This is a genomic window from Shinella sp. 1A1, from assembly GCF_055379515.1.
Map to the genome: position 1 here is coordinate 1,236,951 of NZ_AP039671.1, position 13,368 is coordinate 1,250,318.

Below are 13,368 nucleotides of genomic sequence, written 5' to 3' on the forward strand. Positions count from 1 at the left end.
GCGTTTCTCCGGTCATTGCCCGATTATTGTTTCTCATTTGAAACAGTCAATTGGATTTTTGCTGTCTAATCGCGTGATTGTTTTCGGGGCATATGGGTTACATCGAATTTCAAGCAAAGGTGCTGACCCATGAACGTCCTCCATATCGACTCCGGCATTCTCGGAGACCATTCCGTATCCCGCCGCCTGACCGCTGCCGTCGCCGCTCAGATCGAGGCCGACCAGCCCGGCGCGACCGTCACCTATCGCGACCTCGTCGCCAATCCGCTGCCGCATCTTTCCGGCGCCCACCTGATGGCCGCCAACGCCAAGCCGGAAGAGGTCGACGCGCAGGTCGCCGCGGAGGTCGAGGAGAGCAAGGTCGTGCTGGACGAGTTCCTCGCCGCCGATACCATCGTCCTTGGCGTGCCGATGTACAATTTCTCCCTGCCGAGCCAGCTCAAGGCTTGGATCGACCGCGTCGCCGTTGCCGGCAAGACGTTCCGCTACACGGCGGAAGGCCCGGAAGGCCTTGCCAAGGGCAAGAAGGTCATCATCGTTTCCACCCGCGGCGGTCACTACAGCGCCGGTCCGGCTGCGGTCATGGACCATCAGGAAAGCTACCTGAAGACCGTGCTCGGCTTCTTCGGTATCACGGATATCGAAATCGTTCGCGCCGAGGGCCTGAACCTCAGCGCCGATTCGAAGGTCGAAGCCATTTCGGAAGCCGAGCGCGTCATTTCCGGCCGCGGCAACCTGAGGCTCGCAAGCTAAGAGATACCGGTTTCAACGCAAAGGCCCGCCGGCTTTCACCGGCGGGCCTTTGCGCATTCAGGAATACCGGTTCAGCCGAACAGGTGGCGATGCGAGGCGTAGAGCGCGATGGCGGCCGCATTCGACACGTTGAGCGACTTGATGGCGCCGGGCATGTCGAGGCGGGCGAGGGCCTTGCAGGTCGCGCGCGTCTTCTGCCGCAGGCCCTTGCCCTCCGAGCCCATGACGAGCGCGATGCGCTGGCCGGAAAGCGTGCCCTCCAACGGGGCGGGGCCTTCCGAATCGAGGCCGACGGTCAGGAAGCCGAGCTTGTGCAGCTCTTCCAGCGCATCCGAGAGATTGGTGATCTGGATATAGGGAATGAGCTCCAGCGCGCCGGAGGCGGTTTTCGCCAGCACGCCGGATTCCGTCGGGGAGTGGCGCTGCGTGGTGATGACGGCGCCGGCATTGAAGGCGACGGCCGAGCGCATGATGGCGCCGACATTGTGCGGATCGGTGACCTGATCGAGCACGAGGAGAAGCGGCGAATCCTTCAGCGCCTCCAGCCGGCGCACCGGAAGCGGCCGCGTTTCCAGCATCACGCCCTGGTGGATGGCTTCCGGCCCGAGCACCTTGTCGAGATCGGAGGGAAGCACCGTCTCGACGGGATAGGGCAGGGTGGAGAGGTCCGGCAGCTCCAGCCGCTGGGCGGCGTTCTGGCTGACGGAAAGCTTGATGATCCGGCGCTCGGGATTGTCGAGCGCCGCGCGCACCGTGTGCAGGCCATAGAGGAGGACCTGATCCGGCGCGACGGCCGGCGGCTTCCAGCCTTCGGCCTGCCGGCGGCGGCGGTCGTCCTTCGGCGTTGGGATCTCGCCGCGCTCGCGCCGCTGGTCGCGATGCGCCCGGCGGAGCTTGGCATAATGGGTGTCTTTTGCGGACTTGCCGCCGGTATCGTCTTTACTCATGCCGCTTCTATAATGCATGTCGCGCAAAAGTGTGCAGCGGTTTTGCAAGGCGCGCGAAAAATCGGGCAGGAAGCAATTGCGGGCGCCTGGACGCCCCGCATGGGGACGACGACATTTTTCGCAATTTTTTCCGTGACGTCGTGTTGACAGGATGAATTGTGCCCGTCATATACCGCGCCAGATCGAAGGCGCCGCCGCAAGGCACTGCCGAACGGTCGAGACTGGTCGCTTGATCCCGACGGAATATGGAGGGATGCCCGAGTGGTTAAAGGGGACGGACTGTAAATCCGTTGGCTCAGCCTACGTTGGTTCAAATCCAACTCCCTCCACCATTCCGTTGCTTCGGATCAAGACCCCCGCGGGTATAGCTCAATGGTAGAGCAGCAGCCTTCCAAGCTGAATACGCGGGTTCGATTCCCGCTACCCGCTCCAGATTTTCAGGCATTTGCAGGTTGAGGGCGTCTTTCGGGCACCTCCTGTTGCCCATTCCCTTCTTCCTTCTTCCGGCCGCAAATTCAGGCGTGCAGGATCGACTCGACTCTTTCCCCGATTGGGCTCATGATCCTTGCGAGCGATGGGGGAAGCATCATGAATGTGAAATCCTACGTTGTTGTCGCCGTGGCGGCAGCCCTTGCGGGCTGCGGTCAGACCGCCCAAAAGGAAACGGCGCCCTCGGCGAGCGCCTACACGCTGACGCAGGCGGACGTGAAGGTCGTCGAGACGGGTGTGCGAAGTTCCCTCAAGGATCTGGGATCGGCCAAACTCGACCGGATGAAGGCGACGCGCCGCCCCGATGGCGTGATCAATGTGTGCGGCTATGTCGGCGCCTTCCCCTTCATGGGCGTCCTGACCGTCTCGCCGAAGTCGTCCTTCGCCGTGACCGGGGTCGGCAGCGATGAAGGAAAAGCCGCGCTGACGATGAATTTCTGCCGGAAAGCCGGGATCGAGATCTAGCGGCGGCGATAAGGCCGACTTGAAGACAGGGTTACGGGTACCTTGCCGGCCGAAGGGAGGCGGGGTGCGTCGTCCATTATGTCCTGCCCCATGTCCGAGACGCCGCGCGCCGGCGTTTCGGCATAACGCTTTGCCTTGAAAAAGCGATTCGGCATGCCGATCTAAGGCAAATCCGGCTTTCCCAAGCTCCTTTCCCGCAGTTTTCGCTGTGCATTTAAGGCTTGCGCATTCGTTGCGAAAGCCTTAAACGCCTGCCAAACCGGACGGGCCGGTTAGCCCAACTTTCGTTCAGTAGGAAAAAGACATGGCAAAAGGTAAGTTTGAGCGCAACAAGCCTCACGTAAACATCGGCACGATCGGCCACGTTGACCATGGCAAGACGTCGACGACTGCAGCGATCACGAAGTACTTCGGCGAGTTCAAGGCGTACGACCAGATCGACGCTGCTCCGGAAGAAAAGGCCCGCGGCATCACCATCTCGACGGCACACGTCGAATATGAGACGGCCAACCGTCACTACGCGCACGTCGACTGCCCCGGCCACGCCGACTACGTCAAGAACATGATCACCGGTGCTGCCCAGATGGACGGCGCGATCCTCGTCGTCTCGGCTGCCGACGGCCCGATGCCGCAGACCCGCGAGCACATCCTGCTCGCCCGTCAGGTTGGCGTTCCGGCCATCGTCGTGTTCCTCAACAAGGTCGACCAGGTCGATGACGCCGAGCTTCTCGAGCTCGTCGAGCTGGAAGTTCGCGAACTGCTGTCGTCCTACGAATTCCCGGGCGACGACATTCCGATCGTCAAGGGCTCGGCTCTTGCCGCCCTGGAAGACTCGAACAAGGAAATCGGCGAAGACGCGATCCGCGCCCTGATGGCCGCTGTCGACGACTACATCCCGACCCCGGAACGTCCGATCGACCAGCCCTTCCTGATGCCGATCGAAGACGTGTTCTCGATCTCGGGCCGCGGTACGGTCGTGACCGGTCGCGTCGAGCGCGGCATCGTCAAGGTCGGTGAGGAAATCGAGATCGTCGGCATCCGTCCGACGACGAAGACGACCTGCACGGGCGTTGAAATGTTCCGCAAGCTGCTCGACCAGGGCCAGGCCGGCGACAACATCGGTGCGCTGCTGCGCGGTGTGAACCGTGACGGCGTCGAGCGTGGCCAGATCCTGTGCAAGCCGGGTTCGGTCAAGCCGCACAAGAAGTTCAAGGCCGAAGCCTACATCCTGACGAAGGAAGAAGGCGGCCGTCATACGCCGTTCTTCACGAACTACCGTCCGCAGTTCTACTTCCGCACGACGGACGTCACGGGCATCGTGACGCTTCCGGAAGGCACGGAAATGGTCATGCCGGGCGACAACGTAACGGTTGACGTCGAGCTGATCGTTCCGATCGCGATGGAAGAAAAGCTGCGTTTCGCCATCCGCGAAGGCGGCCGTACCGTCGGCGCCGGCATCGTCGCTTCGATCGTCGAGTAACGATCGGAGACGATGCCGTAAGCTTGCCGACGGCATTAAAGATGTGCAAATGGCGCGCAAGCGCGATTTGCACGTGGCGCCGGCATCGTCGCCTCGATCGTCGAGTAACTTCGGGTCCTTGACCTGATGAGAGCCCCGCGGGAAACCGCGGGGCTTTTTCCGTTTAAAGGTTCTTTTTTAGCCCCCGGGCATAACTCGCCAGTTCTGGGGATGGAGAGGGCAGCCGGGAAAGAGTAGGTTTCCCGCGTCGCTTGAAGCGGCTCGGCCGGCGCGAAGTGCGCCATGGCCCGGCGTCCCCGGATTCTTCAGATTCGCTGTTGTGGAGGCGCCTTTGCATGTGGCGGGCACGAGGCATGCCGCGTGCATCACGGTAACAACGAACAGGCCGTTGCTCCATGAAGGCTCTTGTCCGCGTAGCGCGCGCAGCGCTCGCCGTTTCGACGATTCTCGCGATCCTGCCGGCAGGCCCGGCGGCGGCGGGCGATTCGCTGGTGATCTGGTCGCCGACGAAGGTCTCGCCCTATGCCTACCGGCTGAGGACGGGCGCCAAGACGGCGGCGGGCAATCCGCTGAGCGCCGGCGTCGATTTCTCGGTTAGCGCATCGCCGGGCGGGCGCATCCGCAACACGCGCGATAATGCGCGGCTCTGGGCGGAGATGGCGGGGCAGGGGCGCTCCGGTGCCGAACGTAGCGCGGCGGCCGGCTACAATCCCCTGACGGGGCGCGTGTCGGGCAGGATCGGCGTGACGCGGCGCTGGATGGCGTCGCGCTCCATCGACGTCGTTCTCGCGCCATCCTTCTCCGCGGATGCGGCCGTGCGGCGCGGCGAGCACGGTGCTTTCCGCATGACGCAGCGGGCGGAGATCCAGGCCCTTGCGACGGGGACCGCCTTCATCGCCTCCGGCAGCGCGGCGAGCGGCCGGCAGGATGTCTCAACGGAGCTTTCCGTCGAGCAGCGGCTCTTCGACAACCTCAACCTCGCCGCCTCGGTACGCCGGCAGGAGGCGGAGCTGACGGGTGCGCTGCGCGCGCGGTTCCGCGTGACCTGGTGAAGGTCGGCGGGGAGGGCGGCAGGACGCCTAAGCTGTGAAAAAATCTCGTCTTCGGGCTTGCCAAGTCCGCCCGCGCGCCGTAAAGACGCCATGCCTTGCCGGCGAGAGGCGTTTCGCCCCGATACGGCAAGCACATAGGGGTATAGCTCAGTTGGTAGAGCGGCGGTCTCCAAAACCGCAGGTCGGGGGTTCGAGCCCCTCTGCCCCTGCCATTCCTGCCGGACAGCGCGGACCACTTGCAGCGACGGCAGCGATGGTGCGGCGGTGTTTTCCGCCGAAATTCGCGAAAAGCCCGCTTGCCTCTTGTGAAAAAGGGAATCGGGCTTTATGTAGGGCTAAACAGACACGCGGTGCGTGGGGCTGAGAGTTCAGCTTTACGCGCCGTAATGGCGTGGACATTCAATGGCATCGAAAACGAATCCGATTGCGTTTCTGCAGCAGGTACGCTCCGAGACGGCGAAAGTGACTTGGCCCTCGCGGCGCGAGACGATGATCTCGACCGTCATGGTCTTCGTCATGGTCTTCCTTGCCGCGGTGTTTTTCTTCGCTGCGGACCAGTTGATGGGCTGGCTGGTTGGCCTCGTCCTCGGCGCCGGCGTTGGCGCCTGATCGGTTGGAGATGAACATGGCTTCGCGTTGGTACATCGTCCACGCCTATTCGAATTTCGAGAAGAAGGTCGCTGAGGATATCGAGAACAAGGCCCGCCAGAAGGGTCTCGATCACCTCTTCGAAAAGATCCTCGTGCCGACCGAGAAGGTCGTCGAGGTGCGTCGCGGCCGCAAGGTCGACTCCGAGCGCAAGTTCTTCCCCGGCTACGTGCTGGTGCGGGCGAACCTGACGGACGAGGCGTACCACCTCATCAAGAATACGCCGAAGGTCACGGGCTTCCTCGGTTCCGACAACAAGCCGGTTCCGATCCCGGACAGCGAGGCCGAGCGCATCCTGTCGCAGGTCCAGGACGGCGTCGATCGTCCGAAGCCCTCGGTTTCCTTCGAGATCGGCGAGCAGGTTCGCGTTTCCGACGGTCCGTTCGCTTCGTTCAACGGTATCGTCCAGGACGTCGACGAGGAGCGTTCGCGCCTCAAGGTGGAAGTGTCGATCTTCGGTCGCGCCACCCCGGTCGAGCTGGAATACGCCCAGGTCGAGAAAATCTGATTTCGGCGGCGCTTTCGGGCGCTGCTCGTTCGAAAATCCAATCCTCATTCTGAGGGTTGGTGGCGGAGGTTTCCGCCAATCGCGTGGAAGGGAAGGCGGCCTTTAGCCGGGCGCCCGGACCGCACCACGCAACCGCAGCCGCCGGTCTTCGGGCCGGCATCGAGGGCCGGGCAACCGGCCGCATTCTGAAAGGCAGAGAAAATGGCTAAGAAAGTTGCAGGCCAGCTCAAGCTTCAGGTCAAGGCAGGATCGGCGAACCCGTCCCCGCCGATCGGCCCGGCGCTTGGTCAGCGTGGCATTAACATCATGGAATTCTGCAAGTCGTTCAACGCGGCGACGCAGGAAATGGAAAAGGGTATGCCGATCCCGGTCGTCATCACCTACTACCAGGACAAGTCCTTCACGTTTGTGATGAAGCAGCCGCCGGTGACCTATTTCCTCAAGAAGGAAGCCAAGATCCAGTCCGGCTCGAAGACCCCCGGCAAGGGCGCGTCCATCGGCAAGCTCACCAAGGCTCAGATCAAGTCGATCGCCGAAGCCAAGATGAAGGATCTCAACGCCGCCGATATCGAAGGCGCGATGGCAATGGTCGAGGGCTCTGCCCGCGCCATGGGCCTGGAAGTGGTAGGTTAAGACCATGGCCAAGATTGCAAAGCGTCTCCAGAAGATCCGTGAAGGCATCGACCCGACCAAGCTCGTTGCCCTGTCGGACGCAATCGCTCTCGTCAAGGAGCGTGCCGTCGCCAAGTTCGACGAAACCGTCGAAGTCGCCATGAACCTCGGCGTCGACCCGCGCCACGCTGACCAGATGGTCCGCGGCGTGGTCAACCTGCCGAACGGCACGGGCCGCGACGTTCGCGTCGCCGTCTTCGCTCGCGGTGCCAAGGCCGATGAAGCCAAGGCTGCCGGCGCCGACATCGTCGGTGCGGAAGACCTGCTCGAAATCGTCCAGGGCGGCAAGATCGACTTCGATCGCTGCATCGCGACCCCGGACATGATGCCGCTCGTCGGCCGCCTCGGTAAGGTTCTCGGCCCGCGCGGCATGATGCCGAACCCGAAGGTCGGCACCGTCACCATGGACGTCACGGGCGCCGTCAAGGCATCCAAGGGCGGCGCTGTCGAGTTCCGCGTCGAGAAGGCTGGTATCATCCATGCCGGCATCGGCAAGGCTTCCTTCGACGCCAAGGCTCTGGAAGAGAACATCAAGGCTTTCGCCGACGCCGTCATCAAGGCGAAGCCGGCTGGCGCCAAGGGCAACTACGTCAAGCGCGTTGCCATCTCTTCGACGATGGGCCCGGGCGTGAAGATCGACCCGGCGACCGTCGCCTGATCTATTCCGGTCCGGCTTGCCGGACCGCAACAGAATTCCCGGCCCATCCGGCCGGGGATTTCCGGGGTAACCCGGAACTCCTGTCCGAGATTGCAGGTGGTTAGGCCTTAATCACGTTGCCTGCATGAGACGGGTGAGACCTGGATTTCACTCAGCGTCGGATGACGCGGAATTCGGTTCGAACCTACCTTGCCTGTGTCGCGGCCTTTGGCCGAGCGCGGGGGGACAGGATCCTCGAGCGTCGCTCGGGATCAGCTTTTTGAGATGATCTCTAGCGGCAAAGGCAAACCCGGCAGGGTCCGTGAGAAGTCATGGCCCTGTCTACTGGAGATAGGCAGTGGAAAGAGCGGAAAAACGCGAATTCGTCACGGAGCTGAATGAAGTCTTCAAGGCTTCCGGTTCGGTTGTCGTGGCCCGCTATGCCGGCATCACCGTTGCACAGATGAACGATCTTCGTACGAAGATGCGTGCAGCTGGCGGTACCGTCAAAGTCGCGAAGAACCGCCTGGCCAAAATTGCCCTTCAGGGTACGGAGTCGGAAGGGATGTCTGATCTCTTCCAGGGTCAGACGCTCATTGCATACGCAAATGATCCGATGATCGCTCCGAAGGTAGCCATGGATTTCGCCAAGACCAACGACAAGCTCGTTGTTCTCGGTGGTGCCATGGGTGCGACCACACTCGACGCAGAAGCAGTCAAGTCGCTTGCGACCCTGCCTTCGCTCGACGAGCTTCGTGCAAAGCTCCTGGGCCTCATTGCAGCCCCGGCAACGCGCGTCGCCACGGTCGTTGCAGCACCGGCAAGCCAGCTTGCCCGCGTGTTCGCAGCCTACGCCAAGAAGGACGAAGCCGCGTAAGGCGGTTTTTCGCTGTAAATCAAACAACCCAGTTCGAACCGAACAAAAGGAAATACGAAAATGGCTGATCTCGCAAAGATCGTTGAAGACCTGTCCGCCCTGACCGTCCTGGAAGCCGCTGAGCTTTCCAAGCTTCTCGAAGAGAAGTGGGGCGTTTCGGCTGCAGCTCCCGTAGCTGTTGCTGCTGCTGGCGGCGCTGCTGCTCCGGCTGCTGCCGAAGAAGAAAAGACCGAGTTCGACGTTATCCTCGTTGACGCTGGCGCCAACAAGATCAACGTCATCAAGGAAGTCCGCGGCATCACCGGCCTCGGCCTCAAGGAAGCCAAGGACCTGGTCGAAGGCGCTCCGAAGCCGGTCAAGGAAGCCGTTTCCAAGGCTGAAGCCGCTGACCTCAAGAAGAAGCTTGAGGACGCCGGCGCCAAGGTCGACGTCAAGTAATACCGGAATACGGTGGGAGAGGGTTTCGACCCTCTCCCATTGGTCCTTTCCGCTGAACTGATTACCCAAAAGCCGCAAAAACGGCTTTTGGGTAATGGGTTCTTCAAGAGGATGGTCTTCACCGCAAGATTGGGCAATCCGGCCCGTCAACCGGCAGAAAGACGAGTTTGAACCAACCCATTGGTCGACGGGATCGACTGGCCAGCGAACCCCGTCCGTTGCAGGCCCGGATGCAAATTTGAAGGAGCGACGATGGCTCAGACCCTTTCGTTTAACGGTCGTAGGCGCGTACGCAAGTTTTTTGGTAAAATCCCCGAAGTCGCTGAAATGCCGAACCTCATCGAGGTTCAGAAGGCGTCTTATGATCAATTCCTGATGGTTGAAGAGCCCGCCGGCGGTCGTCCGGACGAGGGCCTTCAGGCCGTTTTCAAGTCGGTTTTCCCGATCACGGACTTCTCCGGCGCTTCCATGCTCGAATTCGTCTCCTACGAATTCGAACAGCCGAAGTTCGACGTCGAGGAATGCCGCCAACGTGACCTGACCTACGCAGCGCCCCTCAAGGTGACGCTGCGCCTCATCGTGTTCGATATCGACGAGGATACGGGCGCCAAGTCGATCAAGGACATCAAGGAACAGAACGTCTACATGGGCGACATGCCGCTCATGACCGACAACGGCACGTTCATCGTCAACGGCACCGAGCGCGTCATCGTTTCCCAGATGCACCGTTCGCCGGGCGTGTTCTTCGACCACGACAAGGGCAAGAGCCATTCTTCCGGCAAGCTGCTCTTCGCCGCCCGCGTCATCCCGTATCGCGGTTCCTGGCTCGACATCGAGTTCGACGCCAAGGACATCGTGCATGCGCGCATCGACCGCCGCCGCAAGATCCCCGTCACGTCGCTGCTCATGGCTCTCGGCATGGACGGCGAAGAAATCCTGTCGACCTTCTACACGAAGTCGCTCTACCAGCGCGACGGCGAAGGCTGGCGCGTGCCGTTCAATCCCGACGCGCTGAAGGGCCAGAAGGCCGTCGCGGACATGATCGACGCCGACACGGGTGAAGTGGTCGTGGAGATCGGCAAGAAGCTGACCCCGCGCCTGCTGCGCTCGCTCTCCGAAAAGGGCCTCAAGGCCCTCAAGGCGACCGACGAAGACCTCTACGGCAACTACCTCGCTGAAGACGTCGTCAACTACAGCACGGGCGAGATCTACCTGGAAGCCGGCGACGAAATCGACGAGAAGACCCTGCCGGTCATCCTGTCGGCCGGTTTCGACGAGATTCCGGTTCTCGACATCGACCACATCAATGTCGGCGCCTACATCCGCAACACGCTTTCGGCAGACAAGAACGAGAACCGTCAGGACGCTCTGTTCGACATCTACCGCGTCATGCGTCCGGGTGAACCGCCGACCATGGATTCGGCCGAAGCCATGTTCAACACGCTGTTCTTCGATGCGGAGCGTTACGACCTCTCCGCCGTCGGCCGCGTGAAGATGAACATGCGCCTCGACCTCGACGTCGCCGACACGGTCCGCACGCTGCGCAAGGAAGACATCCTTGCCGTCGTGAAGATGCTGGTCGAACTGCGCGACGGCAAGGGCGAGATCGACGACATCGACAACCTCGGCAACCGTCGCGTCCGCTCTGTCGGCGAACTGATGGAGAACCAGTACCGTCTCGGCCTGCTCCGCATGGAGCGCGCGATCAAGGAACGCATGTCCTCGATCGAGATCGACACGGTCATGCCGCAGGACCTGATTAACGCGAAGCCTGCAGCCGCAGCCGTTCGTGAATTCTTCGGTTCCTCGCAGCTCTCGCAGTTCATGGACCAGGTGAACCCGCTTTCGGAAATCACCCACAAGCGCCGTCTTTCGGCTCTTGGCCCGGGTGGTCTGACCCGCGAGCGCGCTGGCTTTGAAGTCCGCGACGTTCATCCGACCCATTACGGCCGTATCTGCCCGATCGAAACGCCGGAAGGCCCGAACATCGGTCTGATCAACTCGCTCGCGACCTTCGCCCGCGTCAACAAGTACGGCTTCATCGAAAGCCCGTACCGCAAGATCGTCGACGGCAAGGTCACGACGGACGTGGTCTACCTCTCCGCAATGGAAGAGGCCAAGTACCACGTCGCCCAGGCCAACTCGGTGCTCGAAGCCGACAACTCCTTCGCTGAAGAGTTCGTCGTCTGCCGTCACGCCGGCGAAGTCATGCTCGCCCCGCGCGACCAGATCAACCTCATGGACGTTTCGCCGAAGCAGCTTGTTTCGGTCGCGGCGGCGCTCATTCCGTTCCTCGAGAACGACGACGCCAACCGCGCGCTCATGGGTTCGAACATGCAGCGTCAGGCCGTGCCGCTCCTGCGTGCGGAAGCCCCGTTCGTCGGCACCGGCATGGAGCCGGTCGTCGCCCGTGACTCGGGCGCCGCCATCGCGGCCCGCCGCGGCGGCGTCGTCGATCAGGTCGACGCGACCCGTATCGTTATCCGCGCCACCGAAGACCTCGATCCGTCGAAGTCGGGCGTCGATATCTACCGTCTGCAGAAGTTCCAGCGTTCCAACCAGAACACCTGCGTCAACCAGCGCCCGCTGGTCGCCGTCGGCGACGTTCTGAACAAGGGCGACATCATCGCGGACGGTCCGTCGACCGACCTCGGCGACCTCGCGCTCGGCCGCAACGCGCTCGTCGCGTTCATGCCGTGGAACGGCTACAACTACGAAGACTCGATCCTGATGTCCGAACGCATCGTCTCCGACGACGTGTTCACCTCGATCCATATCGAGGAATTCGAAGTCATGGCCCGCGACACCAAGCTGGGTCCGGAAGAAATCACGCGCGACATTCCGAACGTCTCGGAAGAAGCGCTGAAGAACCTCGACGAAGCCGGTATCGTTTACATCGGCGCAGAGGTTCAGCCGGGCGACATCCTGGTCGGCAAGATCACCCCGAAGGGCGAAAGCCCGATGACGCCGGAAGAAAAGCTCCTGCGCGCCATCTTCGGTGAAAAGGCTTCCGACGTTCGCGACACCTCCATGCGCATGCCGCCCGGCACCTTCGGCACGGTCGTCGAAGTTCGCGTCTTCAACCGCCACGGCGTGGAGAAGGACGAACGCGCGATGGCGATCGAGCGTGAAGAGATCGAGCGTCTTGCGAAGGACCGTGACGACGAGCAGGCGATCCTCGACCGTAACGTTTACGGCCGTCTGATCGACATGCTGCGCGGTCACGTCGCCGTCGCCGGCCCGAAGTCCTTCAAGAAGGGCACCGAGCTGTCGAACGCCGTCGTCTCCGAATATCCCCGCTCGCAGTGGTGGATGTTCGCCGTCGAGGACGAGAAGGTCCAGGGCGAGATCGAAGCCCTCCGCGGCCAGTACGACGAATCCAAGTCGCGCCTTGAACAGCGCTTCATGGACAAGGTCGAGAAGGTCCAGCGCGGCGACGAAATGCCTCCGGGCGTCATGAAGATGGTCAAGGTCTTCGTCGCTGTGAAGCGCAAGATCCAGCCGGGCGACAAGATGGCCGGCCGTCACGGCAACAAGGGCGTCGTCTCGCGCATCCTGCCGATCGAGGACATGCCGTTCCTCGAAGACGGTACGCATGTCGACATCTGCTTGAACCCGCTGGGCGTGCCTTCGCGCATGAACGTCGGCCAGATCCTCGAAACGCACCTCGCATGGGCTTGCGCCGGCATGGGCAAGAAGATCGGCGAGCTGCTCGACGAGTATCGCAAGACCATGGACATCTCGGACCTGAAGCGCGAGCTGACGGAAGTCTACGAGAGCGAAGCCAAGGACGAAGTCGCTCACTTCGACGACGATGCCCTGGTCAAGCTTGCCGAGCAGTCCCGCAAGGGCGTCTCCATCGCAACCCCGGTCTTCGACGGTGCGCACGAGCCCGACGTCGCCGGCATGCTGGAGCGCGCAGGTCTTGCCTCGTCCGGTCAGTCGGTTCTCTACGACGGCCGTACGGGCGAAGCCTTCGACCGCCAGGTCACCGTCGGCTACATGTACATGATCAAGCTGAACCACCTCGTGGACGACAAGATCCACGCCCGTTCGATCGGCCCGTACTCGCTCGTTACCCAGCAGCCGCTGGGCGGCAAGGCGCAGTTCGGCGGCCAGCGCTTCGGGGAAATGGAGGTCTGGGCGCTCGAAGCCTACGGCGCCGCCTACACGCTGCAGGAAATGCTGACCGTGAAGTCGGACGACGTCGCGGGCCGCACCAAGGTGTACGAGGCGATCGTGCGTGGCGACGACACGTTCGAGGCGGGCATTCCGGAGAGCTTCAACGTTCTCGTCAAGGAAATGCGCTCGCTCGGTCTGTCGGTCGAACTCGAGAACTCGAAGGTCGATCCTGCTGCGGAAGCCGGCCAGCTTCCCGACGCGGCGGAATAAGCCTGATGAT

12 protein-coding genes and 3 tRNA genes are annotated in these 13,368 nt (G+C 62.1%); 14 read left to right on the forward strand and 1 reads right to left on the reverse strand.

Annotated elements, in window-relative coordinates:
• Positions 1-129: 129 nt before the first annotated feature.
• Complete coding sequence (locus tag ACZ48C_RS06205; protein WP_119258634.1) at positions 130-753, forward strand: FMN-dependent NADH-azoreductase; 624 nt, start codon at positions 130-132, stop codon at positions 751-753.
• A gap of 71 nt (positions 754-824) precedes the next feature.
• On the opposite strand, the gene rlmB is transcribed toward ACZ48C_RS06205, so the two are convergent.
• Positions 825-1,700, reverse strand: a complete 876-nt coding sequence (gene rlmB, locus ACZ48C_RS06210; RefSeq protein WP_119258793.1) for a 23S rRNA (guanosine(2251)-2'-O)-methyltransferase RlmB — start codon at positions 1,698-1,700, stop codon at positions 825-827.
• Between the two features lie 247 nt (positions 1,701-1,947).
• On the opposite strand from rlmB, the gene ACZ48C_RS06215 reads away from it, so the two are divergent.
• The 13 genes from ACZ48C_RS06215 to rpoB all read left to right on the forward strand — a co-directional run bounded on the left by ACZ48C_RS06215 (position 1,948) and on the right by rpoB (position 13,358).
• Positions 1,948-2,032: transfer RNA gene (locus ACZ48C_RS06215), tRNA-Tyr, on the forward strand.
• A gap of 26 nt (positions 2,033-2,058) precedes the next feature.
• Positions 2,059-2,132 (forward strand) — tRNA-Gly (locus tag ACZ48C_RS06220).
• Positions 2,133-2,288: 156 nt separating this feature from the next.
• A complete protein-coding gene (locus tag ACZ48C_RS06225) occupies positions 2,289-2,654 on the forward strand; it encodes a hypothetical protein (RefSeq protein WP_464782515.1) in 366 nt (121 codons plus the stop codon).
• A 304-nt stretch (positions 2,655-2,958) separates the two neighbouring features.
• Positions 2,959-4,134, forward strand: a complete 1,176-nt coding sequence (gene tuf, locus ACZ48C_RS06230; RefSeq protein ID WP_318911422.1) for an elongation factor Tu — start codon at positions 2,959-2,961, stop codon at positions 4,132-4,134.
• Positions 4,135-4,529: 395 nt separating this feature from the next.
• A complete protein-coding gene (locus tag ACZ48C_RS06235) occupies positions 4,530-5,186 on the forward strand; it encodes a hypothetical protein (protein WP_464782516.1) in 657 nt (218 codons plus the stop codon).
• A 136-nt stretch (positions 5,187-5,322) separates the two neighbouring features.
• Positions 5,323-5,398 (forward strand) — tRNA-Trp (locus tag ACZ48C_RS06240).
• A 190-nt stretch (positions 5,399-5,588) separates the two neighbouring features.
• On the forward strand, positions 5,589-5,795 hold the full coding sequence (gene secE / locus ACZ48C_RS06245) for a preprotein translocase subunit SecE (RefSeq protein ID WP_119259258.1): 207 nt from the start codon (positions 5,589-5,591) through the stop codon (positions 5,793-5,795).
• A 16-nt stretch (positions 5,796-5,811) separates the two neighbouring features.
• A complete protein-coding gene (nusG, locus tag ACZ48C_RS06250; RefSeq protein WP_119259257.1) occupies positions 5,812-6,342 on the forward strand; it encodes a transcription termination/antitermination protein NusG in 531 nt (176 codons plus the stop codon).
• A 201-nt stretch (positions 6,343-6,543) separates the two neighbouring features.
• On the forward strand, positions 6,544-6,975 hold the full coding sequence (gene rplK, locus ACZ48C_RS06255) for a 50S ribosomal protein L11 (protein ID WP_119259256.1): 432 nt from the start codon (positions 6,544-6,546) through the stop codon (positions 6,973-6,975).
• A 4-nt stretch (positions 6,976-6,979) separates the two neighbouring features.
• Positions 6,980-7,672 carry a 50S ribosomal protein L1 gene (rplA, locus tag ACZ48C_RS06260; RefSeq protein ID WP_119259255.1) on the forward strand — a complete coding sequence of 231 codons (693 nt, stop codon included), beginning with the start codon at positions 6,980-6,982 and terminating at the stop codon, positions 7,670-7,672.
• A gap of 337 nt (positions 7,673-8,009) precedes the next feature.
• The gene (gene rplJ / locus ACZ48C_RS06265; RefSeq protein ID WP_024270435.1) at positions 8,010-8,528 is read left to right on the forward strand and encodes a 50S ribosomal protein L10; all 519 of its coding nucleotides are present in this window, start codon (positions 8,010-8,012) and stop codon (positions 8,526-8,528) included.
• Positions 8,529-8,588: 60 nt separating this feature from the next.
• Positions 8,589-8,966, forward strand: coding sequence for a 50S ribosomal protein L7/L12 (gene rplL, locus ACZ48C_RS06270; RefSeq protein ID WP_119259254.1), 378 nt, complete (start codon positions 8,589-8,591; stop codon positions 8,964-8,966).
• A 252-nt stretch (positions 8,967-9,218) separates the two neighbouring features.
• Positions 9,219-13,358, forward strand: a complete 4,140-nt coding sequence (gene rpoB, locus ACZ48C_RS06275; protein WP_119259253.1) for a DNA-directed RNA polymerase subunit beta — start codon at positions 9,219-9,221, stop codon at positions 13,356-13,358.
• The last annotated feature ends 10 nt before the right edge of the window (positions 13,359-13,368 follow it).